The organism is Microbacterium trichothecenolyticum (assembly GCF_000956465.1).
GTDB lineage: Bacteria > Actinomycetota > Actinomycetes > Actinomycetales > Microbacteriaceae > Microbacterium > Microbacterium trichothecenolyticum.
In genome coordinates this window covers 202,487-227,210 of record NZ_JYJA01000035.1, presented here as the reverse complement: position 1 = coordinate 227,210, position 24,724 = coordinate 202,487, and the positions used below count along the sequence as shown (strand labels likewise).

The 24,724-nt window shown below is 66.5% G+C and carries 25 protein-coding genes; 16 read left to right on the top strand and 9 right to left on the bottom strand.

What is annotated here, in order from left to right:
• Positions 1-2 precede the first annotated feature (2 nt).
• Positions 3-707: a TetR/AcrR family transcriptional regulator gene (locus RS82_RS11670; protein ID WP_169748696.1), complete on the top strand. Its 705-nt coding sequence runs from the start codon at positions 3-5 to the stop codon at positions 705-707.
• Entirely contained in the window at positions 704-1,807 is a 1,104-nt protein-coding gene (locus RS82_RS11665) for a CaiB/BaiF CoA transferase family protein (RefSeq protein WP_045299555.1), read from the top strand. The genes RS82_RS11670 and RS82_RS11665 overlap by 4 nt, the downstream gene beginning before the upstream one ends.
• On the opposite strand, the gene RS82_RS11660 is transcribed toward RS82_RS11665, so the two are convergent.
• The 4 genes from RS82_RS11660 to RS82_RS11645 form a co-directional block, all read right to left on the bottom strand.
• Complete coding sequence (locus RS82_RS11660; protein WP_045299553.1) at positions 1,804-2,274, bottom strand: HtaA domain-containing protein; 471 nt, start codon at positions 2,272-2,274, stop codon at positions 1,804-1,806. The two genes, RS82_RS11665 and RS82_RS11660, sit on opposite strands and share 4 nt — an antisense overlap.
• Complete coding sequence (locus RS82_RS11655; protein ID WP_045299551.1) at positions 2,271-3,530, bottom strand: NAD(P)/FAD-dependent oxidoreductase; 1,260 nt, start codon at positions 3,528-3,530, stop codon at positions 2,271-2,273. Before RS82_RS11655 ends, RS82_RS11660 begins: the two co-directional genes overlap by 4 nt.
• On the bottom strand, positions 3,523-3,834 hold the full coding sequence (locus RS82_RS11650; RefSeq protein ID WP_045299549.1) for a 2Fe-2S iron-sulfur cluster-binding protein: 312 nt from the start codon (positions 3,832-3,834) through the stop codon (positions 3,523-3,525). The genes RS82_RS11655 and RS82_RS11650 overlap by 8 nt, the downstream gene beginning before the upstream one ends.
• 194 nt (positions 3,835-4,028) lie before the next feature.
• Positions 4,029-4,961, bottom strand: coding sequence for a quinone oxidoreductase family protein (locus RS82_RS11645; protein WP_045299547.1), 933 nt, complete (start codon positions 4,959-4,961; stop codon positions 4,029-4,031).
• Between the two features lie 134 nt (positions 4,962-5,095).
• On the opposite strand from RS82_RS11645, the gene RS82_RS11640 reads away from it, so the two are divergent.
• From RS82_RS11640 to RS82_RS11575, 14 genes are all read left to right on the top strand, one after another.
• Positions 5,096-5,659: a MaoC family dehydratase gene (locus tag RS82_RS11640; RefSeq protein ID WP_045299546.1), complete on the top strand. Its 564-nt coding sequence runs from the start codon at positions 5,096-5,098 to the stop codon at positions 5,657-5,659.
• On the top strand, positions 5,631-6,557 hold the full coding sequence (locus RS82_RS11635) for an HpcH/HpaI aldolase/citrate lyase family protein (protein ID WP_045299545.1): 927 nt from the start codon (positions 5,631-5,633) through the stop codon (positions 6,555-6,557). The genes RS82_RS11640 and RS82_RS11635 overlap by 29 nt, the downstream gene beginning before the upstream one ends.
• On the top strand, positions 6,554-7,795 hold the full coding sequence (locus RS82_RS11630) for a CaiB/BaiF CoA transferase family protein (RefSeq protein ID WP_045299544.1): 1,242 nt from the start codon (positions 6,554-6,556) through the stop codon (positions 7,793-7,795). Before RS82_RS11635 ends, RS82_RS11630 begins: the two co-directional genes overlap by 4 nt.
• On the top strand, positions 7,680-8,291 hold the full coding sequence (locus RS82_RS11625; protein WP_342666937.1) for a MaoC family dehydratase: 612 nt from the start codon (positions 7,680-7,682) through the stop codon (positions 8,289-8,291). Before RS82_RS11630 ends, RS82_RS11625 begins: the two co-directional genes overlap by 116 nt.
• On the top strand, positions 8,288-9,679 hold the full coding sequence (locus RS82_RS11620; RefSeq protein WP_052676802.1) for an MmgE/PrpD family protein: 1,392 nt from the start codon (positions 8,288-8,290) through the stop codon (positions 9,677-9,679). Before RS82_RS11625 ends, RS82_RS11620 begins: the two co-directional genes overlap by 4 nt.
• Positions 9,680-9,793: 114 nt before the next feature.
• The gene (locus RS82_RS11615) at positions 9,794-10,915 is read left to right on the top strand and encodes a Zn-dependent alcohol dehydrogenase (protein WP_045299542.1); all 1,122 of its coding nucleotides are present in this window, start codon (positions 9,794-9,796) and stop codon (positions 10,913-10,915) included.
• A gap of 21 nt (positions 10,916-10,936) precedes the next feature.
• Positions 10,937-12,421 carry an aldehyde dehydrogenase family protein gene (locus tag RS82_RS11610; protein WP_052676801.1) on the top strand — a complete coding sequence of 495 codons (1,485 nt, stop codon included), beginning with the start codon at positions 10,937-10,939 and terminating at the stop codon, positions 12,419-12,421.
• Positions 12,422-12,588: 167 nt separating this feature from the next.
• Positions 12,589-13,698: a type 1 periplasmic-binding domain-containing protein gene (locus tag RS82_RS11605; protein WP_045299540.1), complete on the top strand. Its 1,110-nt coding sequence runs from the start codon at positions 12,589-12,591 to the stop codon at positions 13,696-13,698.
• A 40-nt stretch (positions 13,699-13,738) separates the two neighbouring features.
• Positions 13,739-14,833 (top strand): LLM class flavin-dependent oxidoreductase, encoded by a 1,095-nt coding sequence (locus tag RS82_RS11600; protein WP_045299538.1) that lies wholly within the window; start codon positions 13,739-13,741, stop codon positions 14,831-14,833.
• A 189-nt stretch (positions 14,834-15,022) separates the two neighbouring features.
• Positions 15,023-15,793 carry a glucose 1-dehydrogenase gene (locus RS82_RS11595; RefSeq protein WP_045299536.1) on the top strand — a complete coding sequence of 257 codons (771 nt, stop codon included), beginning with the start codon at positions 15,023-15,025 and terminating at the stop codon, positions 15,791-15,793.
• Positions 15,794-16,078: 285 nt separating this feature from the next.
• A complete protein-coding gene (locus RS82_RS11590; RefSeq protein ID WP_169748694.1) occupies positions 16,079-17,062 on the top strand; it encodes a type 2 periplasmic-binding domain-containing protein in 984 nt (327 codons plus the stop codon).
• Between the two features lie 23 nt (positions 17,063-17,085).
• Positions 17,086-17,961 carry an MBL fold metallo-hydrolase gene (locus tag RS82_RS11585; RefSeq protein WP_045299532.1) on the top strand — a complete coding sequence of 292 codons (876 nt, stop codon included), beginning with the start codon at positions 17,086-17,088 and terminating at the stop codon, positions 17,959-17,961.
• A gap of 32 nt (positions 17,962-17,993) precedes the next feature.
• Positions 17,994-18,632 carry a TRAP transporter small permease subunit gene (locus tag RS82_RS11580; protein WP_045299530.1) on the top strand — a complete coding sequence of 213 codons (639 nt, stop codon included), beginning with the start codon at positions 17,994-17,996 and terminating at the stop codon, positions 18,630-18,632.
• Positions 18,629-20,167, top strand: a complete 1,539-nt coding sequence (locus tag RS82_RS11575; protein ID WP_084695600.1) for a TRAP transporter large permease — start codon at positions 18,629-18,631, stop codon at positions 20,165-20,167. The genes RS82_RS11580 and RS82_RS11575 overlap by 4 nt, the downstream gene beginning before the upstream one ends.
• 72 nt (positions 20,168-20,239) lie before the next feature.
• On the opposite strand, the gene RS82_RS11570 is transcribed toward RS82_RS11575, so the two are convergent.
• The 5 genes from RS82_RS11570 to RS82_RS11550 form a co-directional block, all read right to left on the bottom strand.
• Positions 20,240-20,590: a hypothetical protein gene (locus tag RS82_RS11570; RefSeq protein WP_045299528.1), complete on the bottom strand. Its 351-nt coding sequence runs from the start codon at positions 20,588-20,590 to the stop codon at positions 20,240-20,242.
• Entirely contained in the window at positions 20,590-20,928 is a 339-nt protein-coding gene (locus RS82_RS11565; RefSeq protein WP_045299526.1) for a hypothetical protein, read from the bottom strand. Before RS82_RS11565 ends, RS82_RS11570 begins: the two co-directional genes overlap by 1 nt.
• Positions 20,925-22,142 (bottom strand): cytochrome P450, encoded by a 1,218-nt coding sequence (locus tag RS82_RS11560; RefSeq protein ID WP_169748693.1) that lies wholly within the window; start codon positions 22,140-22,142, stop codon positions 20,925-20,927. Before RS82_RS11560 ends, RS82_RS11565 begins: the two co-directional genes overlap by 4 nt.
• A 151-nt stretch (positions 22,143-22,293) precedes the next feature.
• The gene (locus tag RS82_RS11555) at positions 22,294-23,286 is read right to left on the bottom strand and encodes an acyl-CoA dehydrogenase family protein (RefSeq protein WP_045299523.1); all 993 of its coding nucleotides are present in this window, start codon (positions 23,284-23,286) and stop codon (positions 22,294-22,296) included.
• 15 nt (positions 23,287-23,301) lie between these two features.
• On the bottom strand, positions 23,302-24,534 hold the full coding sequence (locus tag RS82_RS11550; protein ID WP_045299646.1) for an acyl-CoA dehydrogenase family protein: 1,233 nt from the start codon (positions 24,532-24,534) through the stop codon (positions 23,302-23,304).
• Positions 24,535-24,724: the final 190 nt, after the last annotated feature.

Below are 24,724 nucleotides of genomic sequence, written 5' to 3'. Positions count from 1 at the left end.
GCATGGCCGCGACCACTGCCGCACATCGCACAGCGAACGGGGCGGCTACTGCGATGCCGCAAGAGACACTCAATGGTCATGAGGTGCGCTCGCAGCGCTCTACGCGAGCTCTCACCCGCGCGGCTGGCGAGCTTATCGCTGAGAACGGCTATCAGGCCATGACCCTCGCGATGGTCGGCGAGCGCGCGGGCTACAGCCGCAGCCTTGCAACGGCCCGCTTCGGCAGTAAGGCAAAGTTGCTCGAGGCACTGGTCGACGAGATCGCGGTTCGCTGGAGCCTCGAGAAGATCGAGCCGGAGGCAGAGGCGCTCCCAGGCATTCAGGGGTTGCACACGCTCCTGACCGGTATTCAGGACTCGTATCGCAAGACGCCACACTCGCTCCTCGTGCTCTACGCACTCCTGTTTGAGGCGCTCGGACCCGTGCCCGAGTTGAGGGAGCGTTTCGTGACATTTCACCGGCGGATGCGTGCGGGAATTGCAGCCACCATTCGCCGCGGCATACTCGATGGATCGATCAGATCCGACGTTGATGCCGACGAGCAGGCTACGGCGATCGTCGCACAGCTGCGGGGTGTCGCCTATCTGTGGAAGCTCGATCCTGAAACCACCGACCCCGCCCGCACCCTTTCACTCTTCCTCGATCAGTGCATGAGCCACCTCGCGGTCAATCCGCGCAAGGGACGTTTCCGGGAGGTCGGACGATGACGGGTCCATTGACAGGGCTGCGGGTAGTGGAGCTCGCGAGCATCGGGCCGGGTCCGCACGCCGCCATGATTCTCGCCGACCTCGGTGCGGATGTCGTCCGCGTGGAGCGCGCCGGCGCGCCCTTCGGACTCGGGCCGCAGGGACGCGATCAGCAGCTGCGCGGTCGTCGCACCGTCACCGCCGATATGAAGTCGGACGCCGACAGAGCGCGTGTGCTCGCACTCGTGGCGGGCGCCGACGTGTTCATCGAGGGCAACCGCCCTGGCGTCGCCGAACGCCTGGGTGTCGGACCCGACGTGTGCCTCGCGGTCAATCCGCGCGTCGTGTACGGGCGGATGACGGGCTGGGGCCAAGATGGTCCGCTCGCCGAAAAGGCCGGGCACGACATCAACTACATCGCGGTGTCGGGCATCCTCCACGCCGTCGGCCGCGCCGACGAGAAGCCGGTCGTGCCGCTGAATCTCATCGGCGACTACGGCGGCGGGTCGATGTTCCTGCTGGCGGGGATCCTCGCCGCGCTCTACGAGCGCGATCGCTCGGGCTTCGGGCAGGTCGTCGACGCGGCGATGGTCGACGGCGCGAGCATGCTCGCGCACATGCTGTGGTCGATGTACGGCGGCGGCGCGTGGCACGACGAGCGCGGAAGCAACATCCTGGACGGCGGCGCACCGTATTACGACACGTATGAGTGCGGCGACGGCCGCTACATGGCGGTGGGCGCGGTCGAGCCGCAGTTCTATCGGCGCATGCTCGAAGGTCTGGGTCTCGACTCCGCCGAGCTCCCGGCGCAACGCGACGTGGCCGGGTGGCCCGTCCTGCGCGCGGCGATCGATGCGGCCTTCCGCACGCGCACGCGCGCGCAGTGGACCGAGGTGTTCGACCAGATCGACGCGTGCGTGAGCCCGGTGCTGTCGTTCAAGGAGGCGCGTGATCATCCGCACCTGCTGGAGCGCGGCATCGTCAAGGAGCAGAACGGCATCGTCCAGCCGCAGCCTTCACCGCGGTTCTCCCGCACGCAGCTCGACGAACCGGCGGCCCCGCCCGCATTCGCGTCCGACCTCGACGCGCTCATCGCGGAGTGGAACGCGCCGCGAGGCTAACCGCCGACGAGGGTAATCGGATCCAGTGCGTCGCCGGGGGCGTACACGTCTCCGAGCCACGCCACCCCCGCCGCCGTCAGCCGAGGGCGGGGAATCGAGACGCCTTGGGTGTCTGCGGAGCTCGACGCGAAGCGGGCAACGGTGATACGCGGCGCCGCGCCCGCGCTGCGCGTAGTGACCGAGCCGCTGCCGTCGGCCGCCACACGCACCTCCGGGTCGCGCAGCACGACGCGTAAAATGCCACTGTGCCCGTGGAAGGATACGCTTCCGCGGTAGGCGAAGACGCGCTCGTTATCGTTCGACACCGAGGCGCCGGGATCGGCCGGTAGGACGAACGCGCCGTCATCGGTCGCCTCGGCGCCCTCTGACACGATCATGGCGCCGTCGGGCAGCGCGCGGATGTACTCCTGGAAGCTCCGACGCACGCGCCAGCGGAGCGTGCCGACGGCAACCTTGGGCGCGATCATGACGCCGGTGGTGCGTCGCCGTTGGCCGCGGCCTCGTCGATGAGAGCCTCCCGCAGGCGTCGTGATGGGTCACGGACGACCGCCGTGTCGACGTGCCCGCCGACGATGGAGCGCGCATCGACATAGTCCTTCATCGCGTTCACGCTGTCGACGGCGCACACGCGTCCCTCGCGCAGGTAGACGACCGAGAACGAGTCGTCGCGGGCACCCTCGCGCATGATCGCCTCGTCATGCCCAGTGAAGAGACCGACGGTCTTGATCTTCAGGTCGTACTGGTGTGACCAGAAGTAGGGCTGGAGCGAGTACTCGCGCTTGTCGCCGAGGATGTCGCCAGCCACCAGCTCCCCCTGCTCGACGGCGTTCTGAAGCGACTCGAGCCGAATGCGCTCGTCGCCGCCGACTGGGAAGAACGTGCAGTCACCGGCAGCGTAGACGTCCTGCAGGCTTGTGCGGGCGCGAACGTCTACCTCCACACCGTTGCTGCAGACGGCGCCGGCTGCGGCGAGCGCCTCGACGTTCGGACGCACACCCACCGCCATTAACACGATATCGGCAGGCAGCTCTCGGCCGTCGCTCAGCATGACGCTCGCCGCGCGCCCGTCGCGTTCGCCGATCGCCGTGACTCCGGCACCCAGCTCCACAACGACGCCCTGACGACGGTGCTCGGCGAGGATGCGATCCGCGACATCGGAGCCGGTCACGCGCGACAGGAGCCGCGGCTGCGCCTCGATGACCGTGACCTGCGCGCCCCGCCCCATACCGGCACTGGCTGCCTCGAGGCCGATGTAGCCGCCGCCGATCACCGCGACACGCGTGCCGGGGCCGACGGCGTCGCGGAAGCCCACGGCATCGTCCAACGAACGCAGGACGTGTACGCCGGGCAGGTCGGATCCGGGTACAGGAATCCGGAACGGTGCGGCGCCGGCGGCCCAGACGAGAGTGGAGTAACGGAACCGATTGCCCGACTGCGTCTCGACCAGGTGCTCGACAGGGTCGAGCGACAGGACGGTCTGATCGAGGAACAGCTTGGCGCTTGATTCCCGCCAGAAAGCGGCGGGGCGCAGAATCAGCTCCTCCATGCTCACCTCGCCCTTCAGGTAGCCCTTGGTCAACGGTGGGCGCTCGTACGGTGCAGACGACTCGGCCGAGAGTAGGGCGATCGTGCCGGTGAAGGATCGCGCAACCAGCGTGGCGGCCACCTGCACGCCCGCGTGCCCTGCTCCGATGATCAGGACGTCGAACTCGTGCTCAGTCATGCGGGGGCACCTCGACCTCAACCTCGGGCGTTGCGGCCGAGAGTTTCAACTGACAGCTGAGGCGGCTGGTCTCGCGCAGGTCGTCCGACAACTCGAGGAGGTCCTCCTCGTCGGCCGAGCGCTTCTTGAAGCCCGTCTGGTCCTCTACGTACACGTGGCACGTCGCGCACGACATGTCACCCCCACACTCGCCGACGATGCCGGGGATCCCCGCCTGAACGGCGACCAGCATCACGCTGGTCCCGTCGGGTGCGTCGATTGTGCGGCTGTCGGTGTCCGCGATGCGGAAGGTGACTTTGGGCATTCGGGAACTCCCTGGCGGGTCAGCGTGCCACAGCGTCGTAGTGGCTGGTTGTCGTCGATCATGTTGCTACGCCGGTCAGACGCGGTGATGGGTAGCAGCAAGCGGATGGGGCCCAGGTGAGCTCACCCGCCTTCTGCATTGTCCGTCTCGAATCATAGTTTGTCTACACGCAAATTTCTTTTCTCACTCGAGGGTCATGGAACCAGAACGATTCTGCCCCGTAATCCGCCCGCTTCGACTATGCGGTGGGCCTCGGGTGCTTCGGCCAGGCCGAACGTGTGGGCCACGTGCGGCGTCAATGTTCCGTCATCCACCATCGCGCTCAGTTCCTCCAGCCAGCCGACGCGGTCCAACGCATGGGAGACGATCACGAACACCGTCCGCACGCGCTCGTCGGGCTGGGCGCCGGGCCTGACTACCACGACGGTGCCGCCATCGGCGACGGCGGGAAGCACTCCGGCTCCCTGGACGGAGGCGTCGAGGAGCCCAGCGACCCCGCTGGGAGCGATGCGGCGGATCTCGGTGGCGACATCCGGCCCGCGTGGCACGATGTGATCCGCGCCCATCTCGCGCAGACGCTCCTCGTCGGCCGGAGAGCTGTCGGCGATGATACGCAGCCCGCGAGCCTTGGCGATCTGGATGGCATAGCTGCCAAGGGTTCCGGCAGCGCCGGTGACGGCGAGCGTCGCCCCCGCCGGCAGGTTTACGGCCTCAAGCGCGAGGAGGGCAGTCAGGCCGTTCATCGGAACGGTGGCGGCCTGAATCAGATCCACCCCCTTTGGCGCGCGGGCGACCTGATGGGCGGAAACCACCACGCGCTCGGCGTAGGCGCCGTGCTCGACGCTCGGCACGACCATGGCCATTACGGGGTCACCGGGGCGGAATGCGCTTACGCCCTCGCCGACTGCCTCCACGACGCCGGCGAGATCCATGCCGAGCCCGAAGGGCTCCGAGGGCTCGGACACGTGCCATCCCGGTGCGCCTTTCCGCCGCATCGTGTCGGTCGGATTCACGCCGCATCCGGCGACGCGGATAGCCACCTCGCCTGCGCCCGGCGCCCGCTCCGGCACCTCGTGCACCGTCAAAACCTCCGGCCCACCGAATCCGTTGGCCTTCACCTCGAGCATCGTGTTCCCTCCGATAATCTCCGGCCTCGTTGCCGGGAGAACGGCGCTGTCGCCGCGGGCAGTCTGACACGCTGTCCGGGCTGCCGACAAAATTTGTTCGTTGACAAACATAAAAAATCCGTCATGATTGCACTATGCAGGCTCAGCGACGAGAAGTTGCCGACGCGCCCGACCTAGACTCGTTCCCCCGCGTTGCACGGGGAAACAAGTACGAGGATTTCGCGATCGGGCAGACATGGCGTCACCATTGGGGACGCACCCTGACACAGGCCGACAATGTGGGCTATTGCGTGGCTACCTGCGCGTGGTTGCCGTTGCATCTGAACGTCGAGTACGCCCGCGCCCACGGGCACCCAGACACCCTCATAAACCCGATGCTCGTCCTCAGCACGACCATCGGGCTCTCGGTGGAGGATCTCAGCGAGAGCGGTGGGCCCTTCCTCGGCATCGACGACTGCACCTTCGGTGTGTCTGTCTACCCCGGGGACACCCTCACTGCGTGGTCGCGCGTCACCGACATGCGCACTTCGGACAGCAAACCAGGCGTTGGCATAGTCACCTGGCTAACAACCGGAGTCAACCAGCGAGGCGAACAGGTCATTCAGTTCGTCCGCACAAACATGATCGCCGCGCGAGGCGACTCGACACCGAAAGCAGAAGGAATCGCTCATGACTCAGAGCCGCTTGCGTCGAAGTGAACTGTCCACCCCCGGCCACAGTACGAAGATGATTGCCAAGGCCGCGGGCAGCGAGGCGGATCTGGTGTTCCTCGACCTCGAAGACTCAGTGGTCGCCGCCCAAAAGGTTGCCGCCCGCTCGAACATCATTGACGGTCTGAACGACCTTGACTGGGGTTCCAAGACCCGTGCGGTGCGTATCAATCCGGTCAGCACGCAGTGGTGCCATGGCGATGTTGTCGACATCGTCTCTGCGGCCGGCCACAACCTCGATGTCATCATCATCCCAAAGGTCCTCGCGCCTCGCGACGTTTGGTTCGTAGACGACCTACTGACGCAGCTCGAGACCTGGCACGGCCTCGAAGTCGGCGGAATCGGCATAGAGGTACTCATCGAAGAGACCGAGGCGCTCGCACGTGTTGAGGAGATCGCGGGCAGCTCCGACCGGCTTGAGGCGCTGATTCTTGGCGTCGGCGATCTGTCCGCGAGCCAGGGTATCCGGCTAGGGCACATTGGAGCGGCGGCCGAGGGTGACTACGGATACCCGGGCGACGTCTGGCACTACGCGCGCAATCGCGTCACCGTCGCAGCGCGCGCGCATGGCCTCGACGCGATCGATGGTCCTTTCGGCGCCATCACCAACCCCGATGGGTACCGGCGCGAGGCTTCGTGGGCGGCAACGCTGGGCGCCGCCGGAAAATGGGCAATTCACCCCAGCCAGATCTCCATCGCGAACGATGTGTTTGCGCCCACTACCGCCGAAATCGAGCGGGCGACGGCCGCCGTCGAAGCCGTCCGCGAGGCCGAGGCCGCCGGGTTGGGAGCGGCATCCTTTCAGGGCATGATGATCGATGCCGCCACGGCGCGTATCTTCGAGGCGGTGCTCGTCCGCGCCCGCCAGTGCGGCGTGCTGGCATGACGAGCGACCTCGCGCGGGGACCGCTCGCGGGTGTGCGGGTGCTGGATCTCACAGCGATGCTAGCCGGCCCTTTCACCACTATGCTCCTCGCCGACCTCGGAGCCGACGTCATCAAGATCGAGCCAACGGAGGGCGATCGAACACGTGCACTCGGACCGTTCCGTCCCGGCGACCCCGCCGAGGCACTGGGGGGCTACTTCCAGTCGGTCAATCGGGGCAAGGGCAGCATCGTGCTCGATCTGAAGGCCGCCGACGACGCCGCGCTGTTCCGGGAGCTCGTCGGCGAAGCAGACGTCGTTGTAGAGAACTTCTCGACCGGTGTGATGGAGCGCCTAGGACTGTCGTACGAGGTGCTCGCGGCGATCAACCCACGCCTGGTCTACGCGGCACTTCGTGGCTTCGGCGACGCCCGCTCGGGCGCCAGCCCGTACGAAACGTGGCCGGCGTTCGACATCGTTGCGCAGGCGATGGGCGGCTTCGCGGCGATCACCGGTCCGCTCGGCGGCCCGCCACTGAAGTCGGGGCCCGGTATAGGCGACATCTTTCCGGGTGCCCTGCTGGCACTCGGCGTCGTCGCCGCTGTGCGCCACGCCGAGCACACCGGTCAGGGTCAGTTCGTCGATGTCGCAATGTACGACGCGGTTCTCGCCTTGTGCGAACGCGTCGTGTACCAGCACTCGTATCTGGGAATCGACCCAGAGCCGATGGGCAACGGGCATCCACTCCTCGCCCCCTTCGACATCATGCAAACCTCGGATGGGTGGTTGGCCGTTGCTGCTCCGAGCGACAAGCACTGGCGCATCCTTACCGAGGCGATGGGCGTTCCCGAGCTGGCGGACGACCCGCGCTTCGTCAACAACGCTGCGCGCACCGTGAATGTCGTCGCCACGCGTCAGGTGCTCGGGGATTGGCTGGGAAGGCACGCAACCGCCGAGGTCGTCGCACTTCTGGGTGGCAAAGTACCGATCGGACCGGTGAATACCGCATCCGACATCTTCAAAGATGAACACGCTCGCGTCCGCGAGATGCTAGTCGACGTCGAACAGCCCGGCAGTGATCGCCCGGTCACGATCGCGGGAGTGCCGATCAAGTTCAGCCGGACTCCGTCGGCCACTCCGACGCGTGGGCCGCTGCTCGGCGAAGACGACCCGGCGCAGATCCTCGCGCGATGGCGAGGGCAATCGCTCGCACCAGCCGCGCAGGAAGCGAACAGAGACGGAAATGCAGATGACGCGTGAAAGCGAGTTCGACCACCTTGTGGACGACGCGGGCTGGTTCGAGGACTTCCAGCAGGGGCAACGGATGCGGCACTATCGCGCCGCGACCGTGGGCGAGCTCGAGGGGAGCGGACCCGCGAAGCAGGTGATGAACACCGCTCAGGCGCACTTCAACGACCACTACCTCGTCGGATCGCCGCTCGGGGACGGCCGTGTCGTCTTCGGGCTTGCCACCGCCTCGCTGGTGTACGGCCTGGTTTCGCAGGACACTGCCGAGCATGCCATCTCGGAGTTGGGATGGTCACGGCTTCGATTCCGTGCACCCGTGCATCACGGCGACACGATCGAGGCGTTCACAGAGGTGCTCGCTACCCGGCCGGCTGATGAAGATGAGGACGCGGGAATCGTCGAATTCCGACACTGGGGACGCAATCAGGCGGGCAAGATCGTGTTCGAGGGGGATCGCATCGCACTGGTGCGAAGGCGTCCAAGCCTCGCCTCGGGGAACGACGCGTGAGTGCCCCGGCGGGCTCGCCGACGATCACCCAGCAGGTAATCGATCGCGTGCGCGCGATCGACCACCTGGATGCCGACACCGTCGCCGCGGCCGCCCACTGCATCCTCGACACGCTTGGAGCCGCCATCGGCGGGTCTCGGGAGCCGGTGGTCATGCGCCTACGAGCGGCGAGCTTGAACGAGGGAGCCGTTCCCGTCGCCGGTGTGTGGGGAACGGGCGAGCGGGTCTCGCGCTCGCAGGCGGCGCTGATCAACGGGACCGCCGCGCACGCGCTCGACTTCGACGACGTGAGCGCCGCGATGGAAGGGCATCCCTCGGCGCCGATGCTGCCTGCGCTGCTCGCAGTGGCCGAAGGATCAGCGGTCACCGGGGCCGAAGTCATCCGCGCCTTCGTGGTGGGATTTGAGACCGAGGCTCTCATCGGGCGGCTGATGTCGCCATCCCACTACGCGCGTGGCTTCCACACCACGGCAACCGTCGGCGCTTTTGGTGCGGCCGCTGCCGGCGCGCAGCTACTTGCTCTTCCGGTCGACGCCTGGTGCCATGCTTTCGGCCTCGCAGGCGCACAGGCATCGGGCTTGAAATCCATGTTCGGCACTATGGCGAAGCCGCTCCAGGTGGGCGTTGCCGCCCAGAACGGCGTGCGTGCTGTGACGTGGGCTGCCGCGGGCGTCGAGGCCGACACCGACGTGCTCGGCTCGTTGCAAGGTTTCCGCGACACGCAGTCGGAGGAGTCCGGACGTCCGGCCGCCTGGGACCGCACCTCGCTCGCCGTCAACGACGTGCTATTCAAATACCATGCGGCGTGCTATCTCACCCACTCCGCGATAGAAGGAGTGCTCGCGCTCCGAGGGGAGGGGCTCGAGGTCGACGACGTGCAGTCGATCCGTCTCATCGTTCCGCCGGGTCATCTACGCGTGTGTAACATCGAGCACCCGAGGACTCCGCTGGAAGGAAAATTCAGCCTGCGTTTCGTGGCCGCCCTGGCACTGTCGTCGGGCGACCTCAGCGAAGCCGCGTTCACCGAGGAGCGACTGGGCGATCCCGCGCTGGCGGAGACGATGGATCGGGTGCGGGTCGAGCCGCGCTCCGACGAGGTGCGATCGGCCGTGGTGTCGGTAGAGCGTTGCGACGGGACCTGGCTCACCGTCGAGGTCGACGTAAACGCCCCCACTCCGCCCGATCGACTCGGGGAACGCTGGACGGCGCTCGTGCGGAAGTTCCGATCGTTAGCAGATCCGGTCGTCGGCGCCACTCGCGCGGAGGCGATCGTGGCTGCGGTCGAACACCTCGAGAGGGCGCCTAGTGCCTCTCCCCTTCTGCGCGCGCTCGGCATGCCTGCCCCTGCGGACATCAGGGTACCGCTGTCTGAAAAAAAAGATAGTTGACAATCTAGAGTTTGACTTGCAGGCTGTTCACAGGGCAATACCCCGACGTGGTCCCGTGATCCGCGCCGGAACGATCTCATCTCGTCCGAGTTCAATGAAGAGAAGCGGAATAGCATGCGCGCAGCTGTGATTCGAGGCGTCGGCCAGGCGTTCGACGTAACCGAGGTCGAGATCGCGCAGCCGATCGACCACGAGGTACTCGTCGACGTTCGCGCCTCGGGAGTCTGCCACAGCGACATCTATGTCCAGCAGACCGGCGGAATGAATTTCGACATGCCCATCCTGCTCGGCCACGAGATCGCCGGCGTCGTGGCCGCTGTCGGCCCGCTGGTCACGCGGCTCAAGGTCGGAGACCACGTCGTCGGTGCTGCCCTGCAGCCGTGCGGCGGATGCCGCGGCTGCCTGCAAGGCAAACTGTGGGCGTGCCGCAATCCTGGTGCGCTCGGACGCACCGACGAGCAGCCGGCCCGGATCCACGACGAGCTAGGATCGATCGGCCAGCTGCAAGGCCTGGGTGGGTTTGCCGAGCAGGCGCTCATCCACGAGAACCAGCTGGTCGCCATCGATAAAGCCATGCCGTTCGAACAGGCGTCGATCATCGGATGTGCCGTCGTTACTGGCGGCGGCGCGATCTTCAACGTCGCGAAGGTTCGGCCCGGTGAGACGGTCGCGGTCTTCGGCTGTGGAGGGGTGGGGCTGAATGCCCTCCAGTCAGCCTCCCTCGCCGGGGCTACCCGCATCATCGGGATCGATGTGCAAGACAGCAAGCTCGATCTCGCCAAGCACTTCGGTGCGTCGGACGTCATCAACTCCAGCGATACCGATGTCGTCCAGGCCGTTCGCGAGCTGACCGGCGGAGAAGGTGTCGACCATGCGTTCGTCATGGTCGGCGTCACCGCCGTCGCCGACGCCGCCGTCAACGTCCTCGGCTTCGACGGCACCGTGTACCTGGTCGGTGCGACCGCAGGCGGCGCCGAACTGCCGCTGCGCATCTCGCCGGCCGACACCGTGCTCCTCCCGCACCAGCAGGGCGTACGAGGGTCGTGGCTGGGTTCGTCGAACTTCTACCACGACATCCCGATGTACGTGGATCTCTACCGCCAGGGCCGCTACAACCTGGACGACCTGGTCTCGAAGACCATTCCTCTCGACGAGATCAACGAGGCATGCGAGGCGGTGGAGCGCGGCGAAGTCGCCCGTGCCGTCATCACCTTCCCTGCCACCGATCGCGCCTAAGCATCATCGAAGGACATCGCCATGAACGCCGCCTCCGCCCTCGAACTGCACCGCCGCGTCGCCGACGCCGTGCTCCCCGAACCGTCTTTGCATATCGCCGGCTCCACCGTGACCCGCACGCAGCGCGGCACCCTCGATCGAATCGACCCGACAACCGGCGCCCTGCTGGCGACTTTCCCGCTCGCCGGTCAGCAGGAAGTCGACGACGCCGTCGCGGCGGCACGCAAGGCGTTCCCTGCGTGGCGCCGCCTCTCCGCCGACCGTCGCCGTCGCATTCTCTGGGACGTCGCGCGTGCCATCGAGGCGCACGAGGAGGAACTGAACCAGATCGTAGCGCTCGAGACCGGCTTCCCGGTGGGCGGCGGCGGGATGTCGATGGCCATCGACTACTTCGAGTACTACGCGGGGTGGGTCGACAAGTTCGAGGGCGAACTCATCACCACCTACCCGACGCGCGCGCTGGACTACGTGAAGTTTGAACCGCACGGCATCGTCGGCGCCTTCGTGCCGTTCAACGGTCCGGTGCTCAACGCAGCGATGAAGTTGGCGCCCGCCTTCGCTGCGGGCAACTGCGTGATCTTGAAGTCGCCCGAAATGAGCCCCTTCGGAGTCATGCGACTGGCCGAGATCTGCCGCGAGGCGGGCCTGCCCGACGGCGTCCTTAGCGTCCTGTCCGGCGACAAGGAGACTGGCCAGGCGATCATCCGTCACGCGGACGTGTCGAAGGTCGTCTTCACTGGCGGCGGGACGGTGGCTCGGAGCATCATGGCAACCGCGGCCGAGTCGCTGACGCCCGTCACGCTCGAGCTCGGCGGCAAGTCGGCCAACGTCATCTTCGAAGATGCAGACCTCGACGCCGCAGCTCAGGTGGCCGCGTTCGTCAGCACGGTGGCGGTCGCCGGTCAGGGATGCCTGTTCCCGACCCGCCTCATGGTGCAGGAGTCGGTCTACGACGAGGTCATCGAGCGCGTGGCGGCGGTCAGCTCTGGGGCGAAGATTGGCGACCCGCTCGACCCGTCGGTGCAGATGGGTCCGGTGATCAGCGAAGGAGCCGCAGACCGGATCCTCTCCATGGTCGAGGCAGCGCGACAGCAGGTGCGCGTCGTGACCGGGGGGGAGCGACTCGCCGAAACTGGTCTGGGGGGCAACAGCTTCTTGCGCCCCACCGTCCTGGCGGATGTCGACAACTCCAGCCCGATCGCCCAGCAGGAGGTCTTCGGACCTGTTCTCGCGGTGATGCCCTTCACCGACGAGGCGCACGCCCTGGCGATGGCGAACGACAACGCCCTGGGTCTCGCCGCTTATGTCCACACTAACGACCTCACCCGCGCCCACCGCTTCGCCGACAGCCTGGAGGCCGGCTGGGTCGGCGTCAACGGATTCCCGGACCTGACGGCATCGGCGCCGTTCGGCGGCGTGAAGGGATCGGGGTTCGGACGCGAAGGCGGACGCGCCGGCATCGAGGAGTACGTCTACCGCAAGAACGTCCACATCCCGCTGCCCTGACCGAGGCGGTGTCCGCAGCCGCCTCACGGCGGACTCGAGGTTGCTCGAGTCCGCTCTACCTGCTCGATCAGATCACCCACCGGGCGTGACCCGCACGCCCGGCAGCCACAGAAAGATGGTATGCAATGACGCTTCACCGTTTGTCCCGTCGCGCCCGAAGGCTCACCGTGGCCGGCGCGTCCATCGCCGCGATCATGGTCCTCGCAACCGCGTGCAGCACCGGCACGAGCGACCCGGGCGCCGATGCCGGTGAGCCCTCGTCGGCGCAGTCGGAGTGCGCGAAGAATGCATCGGACTTCCTCGAGGAGCGCGGACTGCTGCCCGAGACTCTCTCGCCCGAGCTCACCCCGCTGAGCAAGCCCCCGACACCCGGCCTCACCATTACGCGCCTCTACCCGGGCGCGGTTCCTTCGTCGGGCGATGTCTCGCAGACCATCGTCGACGCCGCACCCCTGCTCGGGTGGACGGGTAAGAAGGTCTCGTTCGACGGCTCGGTAGAAGACGTCAACCGCAAGCTGCTCGAGGCCATCGACAACTCCGACATCGTCGAGCTCGACGGCTTCCCGCCCGAGGCGGTGCAGCCGGCGATCGACGCGGCGAAGGAGAAGGGCGTCCTGCTGATGCTCGGGGCCATCACCAACGAGCCAGAGTCATACCCCGGTTACGGCGCGACACCGAACGGTGGTGACCTGTTCGACCAGATGGGGGAACTGGCCGGCTACCAGTTCCTCGCGCAGACGAACTGCAAGGGTGGAGTCGCCGCGTTCGGTCTGCCCTTCGACGCGTTGCGCACCGTGTCCGACAGTATGGGCGCCATCATCGAGCAGGAGTGCGAGGAGTGCACCTTCTCGTACACCGATATCCAGACGAAGGATGTCGGATCGCCCGCGGCGACGACCGCTATCGTCTCCAAGCTCCAGTCGGACTCGTCGCTCAACTTCGCGTTCTTCGCGATCGGCGACCTGGCGGTCGGTAGCCAACAGGCGCTCACGCAGGCCGGTCTCGATGTGGAGGTCGGCGGCGCTCTGCCGTCCACGGCCAACCTCGCCGAGCTCGAAGCTGGCACGAACTCCTTCTGGGTCGGCGCAGCCAGCGAAGTGACGGGTCTGGCGCAGCTCGACACAGCGGCCCGCGTTCTCGACAGCGGTGAGCCGGTCGTCGGCAACCACGTTCCGTTGCCGATCTTTACGCAGGACAACCTCGCGTCCGTCGACCCGGTGCCGGTGTACCCCACCGACATCGTGGAGCAGTTCAAGAAGATCTGGGGCGTCGACTAACTCATCGTGGCCTTTCCCCGATGCGAGCACGAAGACAGGAATGATGAGCAAGTCGATCGAGTTCTGGACCAACTTCACCGCCATGGACCCGCGTGATGCGGCCAACCAGGCCCGCCAGTTCGAGCAGGACGGGTGGGACGGGGCGGTGATGGTCGACTCGCAGTGCATGTTCACCGACGTGTGGACGTACCTCGCGTTGTGCGCTCAGGCGACCGATCGGATCCAACTCGGTACCGGTGTGACGAACATGGTCACCCGCCATCCTTCGGTCACCGCTGCGGCCGCCGCGACGTTGCAATTGATCTCGGGGGGTCGCGCCTCGCTTGGGGTGGGTCGCGGCGACTCGTCACTTGCTTACGTTGGTGCATCGCCGCAGCGCGTGAACGAATTCGAGCACTTCCTCGAGGTCACCCAGACCTACCTGCGCGGTGACGCGGTCGACATGGCCGATGCGAGCGCCATGCTTGTGGGGGCCAAGGTCGGATTCGACAACCTCGCCATCGGCTCGGCGCCTGAGGGGAGCCGCGTCAAGTGGCTGCAGCAGTACGACATGGCCAAGGTGCCGATGGAGGTGTACGCCACTGGCCCGAAGGTCATCGCCGCGGCCGCCCGTCATGCGGACAACGTGATGATGATGATGACGGCCGCTCCGGCGCGCGTGGCCTGGGGTGTCGGGATCGTGCGAGACGCCGCCGCCGAGGCCGGACGCGACGGCATCGGCATCGGGTGCGCCATGATGGTCGTGCCGCACGATGACCTCCAGACCGCTCGTGACCTCGCGCGTCCGCAGGTCGCGAGTCAGGCCCGCTTCTCCGTCATGAACAAGCGGGTGATGGGCCCGGCTACGCCGAGCCAGACGGCGACCCTCTTGAATATCGCTGACGCCTACGACATGAACCGGCACGGCTCGGTTGAGGGCGCGGCGTCTGCTCACGCGGATGCTGCCGACGACGACTTCGTCGATCAGTTCGCCGTCGTGGGCTCGGTGGACAACTGCGTGGAGCGACTCATCGAAATCTCCGAGCTGGGGGTGGACCGGATGAGCCTCTGGCTGCCTTACGCCCGCGGCGAGGTCTCGGCGCGATCGTACGACCTGCTCATGACGGAGGTGTTGCCGCGCGTGCGGGCTGCCTGAGCCACGCCAGCCAGAACGCGCAGCGCGGGCGCGGCCTCCGAGGACACAAGCAAGCAGCGCGGCTACTCTGGTGCACGCAAAAGCGTCATTTAATCAGGGAAAAACGTTCTAGGCGGGCCGTGCCCCCTCGCCGGCTTCCGTATCATCGCCGGTGTAGATGGTTGAACAACAATCAATTCTGGAGCTTTAATGGACAAGGAATCCGTCACCTTCGATTTCAGTGGCCACGCGGTCATCGTCACCGGAGCGACGCAGGGAATCGGTCTGGGTATCGCCGAGGCATTTCTCGCCGCGGGCGCCGCGGTGTGCGCAATCTCGCGCACCGAGGCCGACGTGGCGCAATTCGTGAAGGAGCAGACGGATCGCGGCGGCCGGGTGATCGGAATCGCCGGGTCCGTCGCCGAGGCCGCGGTCCGCAAGGACGCGATCGCTCAGACTCTCGACCGCTTCGGGCGGCTCGACGTCCTCGTCAACAACGTGGGCAGGGGCGAACCGACGGGTTCGATCGTGGAGGTCGCCGAAGACGAGGTGGTAAGCACCACGTTCCTGAATCAGATTGTGCCGCTCCTGTTCGCGCGCGAGGTCTGGAGCGCCGTGATGGCGGAAGCAGGCGGGACGATCGTGAACATCTCCTCGTTCGCCGGGGAGCGGCCTCGTCCGCACGTGGGCACCTATGCGGTGACGAAGGCGGCTCTCAATCATCTGACGCGTCAACTGGCGCTAGAATTCGCTCCCACGGTACGGGTCAATGCGGTCTCTCCGGGCATGACCGAGACCGCGCAGTACTGGCGTACCAGCACAGAGGCAATGCGTAACGTCGGGCTGGGGCGCCCGCTCGCGCGCGTCGGTCAGCCGAGCGAGGTAGCCGCCGCCGTCCTTTTCCTCAGTTCCGCCGCCGCGGGGTTCACGACGGGGCAGATCCTCGCCGTCGACGGCGGTGCAAGCCTCACGAGCAATTAGCCCTCACAACCCTCAAGCAGTCGATGGCCGACGGACGGCCGCGTTCCGACGGCTCAATTATGGAAGGAGTGGATGATGGCGTCCTCTCGTGTTCGGTCCCTTTCTGTTCTGGCGATCGTGTCGGTGTCGCTGTTGGCCGCGTCGTGTGCCAGCCCGTCGACGGGAGAGGACGGCGGTGTGGAGTCCATGGAACTTACCGTCGCCGTGCCCGCCGCCCAGGGCGCAATCTCGATAGCTGCCACTGAGGCGATGGCGGCGTACGTAGAGGAGGCGACAGAAGGGAAGGTGACCTTCGAGTTCTTCTACTCGGACTCTCTGCTGCCGAACCAAGAGGCCCCTCAAGGCGTTGCCTCCGGAATCGCCGACGTCGGATTCATCGGTACGCCGACGCTCTTCGCCGGCGACCTGCCGGCATCCGTTTGGATGGGCGACGCCGCGTCCTACGGTGAGCTGACCGGCGTCGCCGGCTTCGTCCAGGATTCGTTGACATACGACGAGATGATGATGAACAACGACACGATCCGCGGCGAGGTCGAGGCCATGGGGCTGACGCCAATCGCTGCGATGTCGACGGGTCAGTGGGGGTACTGGTGCAAGCAGCCGGTGCCCGACCTCGCGGCGGCGCAGGGTCTGTCGGCCGTGGTGCCGGGTGAGCCGTACGCGAGCGAACTCAGCGCTCTCGGTTTCGAGCCCGGTCACATCCCCGCGATCGAGGTGTACGAGGCGATGGAACGCGGCGTCGTCGATTGCCACTCGAACCCGATATACATCTACGACATCTTCTCGATGTACGACGTCGCGCCGAACATATACGTCCCGCAGCTGAGCCCCGGCACCATGGGGCTGATCCCGGTCATCCGCACGGACCTCTGGGAATCGTTCTCGCCGGAGCTCAAGGAGATCTTCGCGGACTCGTCGCGGGCTGCACTCGCGGGGTACATCGAGGCCTATCTCGACGCCTGGAAGACGATCACCACCAAGGCGGCCGACAGCGGGGCGGCGATCCTGCAGACCGCACCCGAGGTGGACGAGATCCTCGCGGACGTGCAGGAGCAGCGTCGCGATGCGATGGGCGGTTCCGCTCCGGCATCCGTCGAGAACCCCGAGCAGTTCCTCACCGAGTACCGCGAGGTCGCACAGCGGTGGCAGGACGCCATGGAGGAAGCCGGAGTGGTCCCGCAGTCAGGCATGTCACCGGTCGACGAAGCGGCCTACTTCTCCGACGTCGATTGGCAGCAGCTCCTCGAACAGCTGCCCGCTCCGAAGTGACCAAGCGAACACGAGGGGAAGCCATGACTGAAACGGCTGCGCCGCGGCTTCGTATCGGCGATGTCACCGTCACCAAAGTCGTCGAGGCGGTGGTTCACCCCGAAGCCGAGAGTCTGCTGCCCGGGTCTTCGAACGACTACGTGCGGGCCAGCCGGGAATGGCTCGCCCCGCACTTCATCGATGCCACGGATCGCCTGGTGATCTCCATTCACTCCTTCCTCATCGAAGCCGACGGGCGGCGATTCGTCGTGGACACCGGGGTCGGCTGGGATCTGCCCGACGGTTTCAAGCACCTGGCAACGCCGGGTGAGAAGTACCTCCGGGATCTGGATTCCGCCGGGTTCGCGCCTAACAGCGTCGACTTCGTCATCTGCACTCACCTGCACGTCGATCACGTGGGATGGAACACCAGGCAACAGGGTGAGGAGTGGGTGCCGACCTTCCCCAACGCGCGATATGTGCTGGCCGATGACGCGGTGAGCGCGTGGCGCAGATCCGGTGGCTCCGGTGCGCACTCTCATGGGAACGATCGAACGGTCGAACCCCTGTTGGCTGCCGGGGTGGTCGACCGAATCACGCCCGATCATGTTCTTACGCCCAGTGTCCGGCTGGTCTCCACGCCGGGTCACACCCCCGGTCATATCTCGATCGAGATATCGTCGGGAGATCAGCGGGGCTTGATCACCGGCGACGCCTCGCATCATCCCGTCCAGTGGAGCCAGCCACACTGGGCGAGCAAAGCCGACCTCGACCCCGAGGAGTCCACCCGCACGCGACGGCGGTTGCTCGACGAACTGGTCGACACGGACACGCTGATCCTCGGTACGCACTACGGAGGCCCGGTCGCCGGCCGTCTCGTGACGACGCCCGCCGGCGTCCGCTTCGTTACCGCCGACTGACGAGCCGCCGCGACGCAGAGGAGATGAGGAGCATGACGACCGCTGCCAGAACGAACGATCGGCTTCAGTGGCTGAAGTGGATAGACCGCCTCAATCTGACGCTCGCGGTGGTCGGGGGCCTCGCGACTGTCGGCCTCATGATCAACGTCGCGGCCAGCGTCCTCACCCGGTTCGTGTTCGGTCATCCGCTGCCGGGGGCCCTCGCCCTCACTCAGTTCGCGTGGATGCCAACCCTGGTGTCGCTGGGCCTCGGGTACGCGCTTCTACGCGGCGAACACATCCGTGTGAACCTGCTGACGGCGCCGACCGGTCCGCGGGTGCAACGCATCATCGAAGCGGTCGGCATGGCCCTCACGCTGGGCACGACCGGCTTGTTCATCTGGTTCAGCACCGAAAAGGCCGCCATGGCGACGCAGCTCGACGAGACGGCCGTCGGGGCGGAGTGGGTGGCGGTCTGGCCGTATCGCTGGGTCCTCGTGGCAGGGCTGATCGGACTGCTCCTACAGTCGACCGCCCAATTCGTGCGCGCGATCGGAACGAAGGACTTCCGGCCGATCGACGACGACGAGGCGGAGCTGGCCCTCGAAGCGGAGGAGACGGTCTTCGACGAGCTCGGGACGCGCGCACCCGATGGTGTGGCGCCGGCGGGTGGGAAAGCGGGAATACAATGACGACGCAACTGAACGAACCCTCCCCGCCCGTCGTGAAGAACCGCACGGCGACGGCGAAGGATGTGGCGACAGCGCGACGCTTCACGATCGGCCTGATCCTCGTGGCCCTCGTCACGGTTGCGCTCGTGGGCTATGTCTTCGTCGTGCCCTCCAGCAAGCTCGTCGTCGGGTTCATCGTCATCGTGCTGATGATGGCGCTGATTCTCTTGAAGATCCCGGTCGGGATAGCGATGTCGGCCGCAGCGATGCTCGGGCTCTACATTCTGGTGGGTCCCAACGCGGTGGCTGGGAGTCTGAAGGAGGTCGTCTTCGGATCGTTCGCGTCGTGGTCGCTCAGCGTCATTCCGATGTTTGTGCTCATGGGCGTGGCGATGGGCAAGAGCGGTCTCATGGCCGGCGCCTACGGCTCAGCGCGGAAGTGGCTGAGCCGTCTGCCGGGTGGCCTGGCGGTGGCCACCAACTTCGCCGGCGCCGGCATGGCCGCCGCGAGCGGGAGCACGATTGGCATCACCTACGCCATCGGGCGAGTATCGATCCCGGAGATGATCCGAGCAGGGTACAAACCCAGTCTGGCTATGGGGGCGACCGGCATGGCGGGCACGCTCGGGCAGGTCATTCCGCCCAGCATCCTGCTGGTCATCTACGCGGGCATCGCCGGGACCCCAGTCGGTCCGCAGTTGCTGGCGGGCCTCGTTCCGGGTCTCGCGTTGGCGGTGCTGTTCGCGATCGTGATCGTCCTCTGGGCGACGATCAGCCCCAGCTCGGGGCCACGCGGCGGTCGATTCACGTGGAAGGCGCGGTTCGCCTCACTGATCCACCTGGTGCCGATGCTTGTCATCATCGCGGTCGTTCTGGGCGGCATTTACTCCGGGGTCTTCACCGCGACCGAGGCCGGCGCGTGGGGCGCTTTGGTCGCCTTGCTCCTCGGTCTCGGTCTTGTCATCGCGCGATCTCAGCAGGAGGTTCGCTCGGGGGAGTCGACCGTCGCGACCCGCAGGGTGGTCGGAACGTTCTTGTCGAGCACGTTGCTGGAGACGGTATCGGCCGTGGCCACCGTCATGTTGCTCCTTGTCGGCGTGAATCTCTTGACGCGTGTCATGGCGCTTAGCGGCTTGGCGCAATGGGTGGCCGACATCGTCGTCGCGCTCGGATTGAACAAGTTCACGTTCCTCCTGCTGCTCATACCGATCTACCTCATCCTCGGGTTCTTCCTGGACACCCTGGCGATGATGTTGCTGACGATCCCGGTCTTCATGGCGCCGCTGATCGCGCTCGACGTGGACCTGATCTGGTTCGGGGTGTTCCTGATCGTCCTGGCCGAGATCGACCTGGTGGCACCACCGTTGGGCATCCTTAACTTCGTGGTCCTGGCCATATCGAAAGGGAGCACGAAGGGGATGGGCCTGAACCTCAAGATCACGGACGTGTTTAAGGGAGTGTTGCCGTTCATCGCGGCTTGCATCGTGATGCTCGTCGTTCTGATCCTCTGGCCCGACCTCGCCCTCTGGCTACCCGGCATCTCCGTCGCCGAATAGGCTCGGACGCCGAAGCACGCGATCGGGCCGCCCGGTCCTCGAACCAGGCGGCCCCGGTACGGGTGCGTCGCGTTATGGGCGCCCGTCGTTCTTCGGCGCGATCGGGATCTCGATCACTTTGGGGATCTCGAAGCGTTCGATGAAGTCCGAGATCACGTTCGCGGCGCGGCGGTCGTCACCCGAGAGATATTTCACGTTCTCCTCGGTGAAGTCGCTCGCCGTGCTCACCGCCCAGATGAAGCGGCGTCCGGGCACGTCGGCCACGGCGAAGTCGATGCAAAAGCCGGCCGCTTGGCGTAGGGCGGCCACGGCGCGCCAGCACCGCAGGAACTCGCTCCATCTGCCATCTTTCACCTGATAGATCTTCAGCTCGACGGTGCGACCGACGGCGAGCTCGTCCAACGTCTTCACCTCGGCGGACATCAGGCGCCTTCCGTCGACGCGGCGTGGGCGTCGAATCGTGAGCCTGCCCACAGGACGTGGACGAGCGCGGGGTACTTGCCCAGGTAGAACCGCTGCGTTAAATCGAAGTCGGGCGCGTAGCGGTGTACCCAGATGAGACGGTTGTTCGCCACGTCCACCGCCGAGAAGAGGATCGAGAACCCCTCGGGGCGGTAGTGATCGAACACCTCCTGGAACGCGACGACGGCGTCGTCGATGCGTCCCGGCTTCACGTCGTAGATCATCACCTCCGTCGTCGAGCCGTCGTCGACGATTCCCAGCGCGGACAGGTCGATATCCGTCTCGACGCTCCGGCTCATAGCCGTACGTCGCCGTGGTGGGAGAGGTGCAGCGAGTGCAGACCGTTATTGTTGTAGTCGGCGATCCATTCGGGCTCTGCGGTCAGCGACAGCTGTGGGAAGGCCCGCAGGAAGCGCGGGAAGAAGTGCGACAGTTCCAAGCGCACGAGGTTGCGACCGAGGCACTTATGGATGCCGTGGCCGAGGCCCAGGTGGTCGATGCGCTCACGCCCGATGTCGAACCGGTCGGCGTCGCGCCACACCTTTTCATCCCGGTTACCCGAAGCCAGCATCAGCATGATCCAGTCGCCGGCCGCGAGGTCCTTGCCCCGGAACTCGAGATCACGGTTGACGACGCGGAGAATCAGGCGCGAGGGCGAACCCCATCGCAGCACCTCTTCGACAGCATCGGCGGCGATGGCCTCGTTATCCAGTAGCAGCATGCGCTGCGCGGGGTCCCGGATGAACTGCAGCACGCCGGTGCCCATTGCGGCGCGCGTGGGCGTGCCGCCGCCGGTGATGAGGGTGCTGAACCAACTCTGCATCTCGTGAAGGCTCAGAACATCGCCGTCGATCCGCAACGAACCGATCACCGTAGCCATGTCGTCCTGCGGCTGCTCGCGTCGCGCGAGGGCCAGGTTGGCGGCATAGGTGTCGATCTCGCTGGCGGCAGCCTTCCAAGTGGCGATCGGGTCGTTGTCCACCGTGTACGCCGGGTCGGAGCTGTGCGCGTAGCGCTGGATCGAGTTGTGCAGCGACGGCCAGTCCTCCTCGGGGACGCCCAGCATCCCGAAGATCACGCGCATCGGCAGCTGCGAGGCGACGTCCTGGACGAAGTCGAATTCGTCCTTCGCTGCCACTTCCGAGATCAGGTCGTCGATGACGCGGTCGATGTGTGCGGTCAACTTCGAGACCGCCGGTACCGAGAAGTGCTTGTTAATGGGGCGGCGATACAGCCCGTGGACGGGCGGGTCGAGATTGGGCACGCGCACGTCGTGTCCGCGCATCGACCGCTCCTCGGGTGTCAGGCGCCGCGCGTTACGCGGCGGAACCGTGCCCATCCGGCTGCTGAAGTCCTCGAAGCGGTCGAACACATCCTGGATGCCGGCGAAGTCCGAGATCGCCCAGTACGGGTGACCGTAGGCGCGGTCCTCTGTCCAGTGGACGGGGTCCTCGGTGCGCAACATGCGGTAAGTGGCGTGCCAGTCGCTCTTCGCGTACCAGGCGGGATCCATCAGCAGATCATCGATCGTGCCGAGTTCGGTAAGGGTCATGACGCTCCTCGCACCCGGGTCCGACTTTGGGCCCTGAGTTCTGTTCGATTCTGATTTCCGATTAAAAGATTGTCAACCGGCCAACAATGGCACCGGCTGACGCGGCAGCGGATCATTCGCGGTGTTCCGCCAGAACGTGCCGTGCGACAGCAGCGAGGTGTTCGCTCTCGTCGCCGAGAAGGAAACGGTCGACCTTGGCGCGCCGCCAGTACAGGTGAGCCTCGTGGTCCCAGGTGAAACCCATTCCGCCGAGGACGTGGATGTAGGTCTCGGTTGCGGCATCGAACGCCTCGGCGCAGTAGGCCTTGGCCGCGGAGGCGGCGACGGGGAAGCGCGTGGGGTCGTGGTCGGCCGCCCAGGCGGCCCACCAGACGAGCGAGCGCAGCTGGTCGACAGCGACCCACGAGTCGACGATCCGGTGCTTGATCGCCTGATAGGCGCCGATCGGACGGCCGAACGCCTCGCGGTTCTTAGCGTGGTCGATCGACATCTCGACCGCGCGACCGGCGGCACCCAGGCCCTCGGCGGCGAGGATCGTCGCCGCCACTAGGCGCGCCCGCTCCCAGCGTTCGGCCACGTCCGCCTCCAAGACCTCGGCGTCGCGAATGCGCACCCGGCCCAGCCCGCGGGTCGCGTCGATCGGATCGCCGACGACGACGTCACCTTCGCCGAACACCAGGTCGCCGTCTTCGAGAGCGAGGAAGTGGCTGGCAGAGACGGCGTCGATCGCCAGCGCCGAACCGTTTCCGGGTCCGTCAACGACTGCCAATGCGAGGCTCCCCGACGCGACGTCGGCGAGTTTGTCGGGGTGTCCCTCGAGGAGGACGGCAACCCGCGCTGCGCTCGCCAGCGACGGGCCGGCGAGCTGGTAGCCGGCCTGCTCGGCCACGAGCGCCAGGTTCAACAGCGATGAGCCGACGCCGCCGGCGTCCTCGGGGATGGTCAGGGCCGAGAAGCCGAACTCGGCGAGCGCGTCACGGCCCGGGCTCAACTCGCCCGACTGCTCGAGCAGGGCGCGTGCCGCCGCCGGCCCCGCGGCGGAGGCGAAGAACTGCCGAGCGTGCTGTGCGAACTCGCGCTGCTCGTCGTCGATGTCGAAATTCATTCGGGGTCCCTATTCTCAAGAGGTGGGCGCGGCCGGTGTCGCGGTGGCCGCGGCGGGAGCGCGGACCTTGTCGGGCGGGAGGCCCAGAACGCGCTCGGCGATGACGTTGCGGAGGATCTCGTCGGTGCCGCCGGCGATCGCGATGCCCGGCACAGATGCCTGCCCGGCCGCCCAGCGCCAGTCGCCGTCGTCGCCGGCGCGGGCGAAGACGGCGTCGTCGCCGAGGAGGCGCAGACCCAGATCGGCCGTGGCGTGGGCGACGCGTACCGCCGCCAGCTTGCCCGCGCTGGCCTCGGGGCCAGGACGACCGCCCGCTTCGAGACTCGTCTGCATGCGGTAGCCGGTGTAGCGGGTCGCGAGCGACTCGACCAGCACGCGGCCCAGCGCCTCGTACGCGAGCGGCGCTCGTGCGGCCGGTACCGACGGCAGGCGCTTCGCGGCGTGGGAGATCAGCGCATCGATGCGCACCCCCACCTCGCCGCCGCCGCCGCCGACCGCCATGCGCTCGTTCATGAGCGTCGTCAGAGCGACGCGCCAGCCGTCGCCGACTTCGCCCAGCCGCTCGGAGTCGTCGATCTCGACGTCGTCGAAGAAGACCTCGTTGAAGCTGGCGTGCCCGTTCATCTGACGCAGCGGCCGCACGGTGACGCCCGGAGCGGTCATGTCGATCACGAACATCGTAAGGCCCTTGTGGCGCGCCGCTTCCGGGTCGGTGCGTGCGAGGAGGATGCCGTAGCGCGAGTACTGCGCGAGCGTCGTCCAGACCTTCTGCCCCGAGACCTTCCAGGTGTCGCCGCTGCGCACCGCCTTTGTGCGGAGAGCGGCCAGATCGCTGCCGCCGCCCGGCTCGCTGAAGAGTTGGCACCAGATGTCGTCCGCGCGCAGCAGACGTCGGATGTAGCGGTCCTTCTGGTCCTCGCTGCCGTGCGCCAGCACGGTGGGACCGCACATGCCTAGGCCGACGTGCCCTACAGGCCCGGCGACGCGCGCGCGGTGAAGCTCCTCGTTGACGATGGCCTGCAGGGCGTTGCTTCCATCACCGCCGCCGTAGCGCGACGGCCAGGTGAGCCCGATGTAGCCGGCGTCGAACAGGATTGCCTGCGTGCGCCGCAGCGCATCGATGCGGTCGCTGCCCGGGGCCTCCAGGTACGCGCCGTCGCCGTGCTCGAGCTCGTCCTCGTGTTCCGCCAGGAACGCGCGCACTTCCTGACGGAGCCTGGTCTGTTGCGGGGTGTCGTCGAAATCCATGTTCACTCTTTCGCTTCGCTTCGCGTCAGCGGCGACGACGTCGTGACCCACACGCGAACAAGTGCCGGATCGGCACCGCCCGCACGCCACGTCGCGCCGACCGCAGCCAGTATCCCCGATTGCGGAACAGAATGAAAGAGGAAAATAGTTTGTTGACCAAAAAGGCTTTGTACGACATGCTGAAGCACAT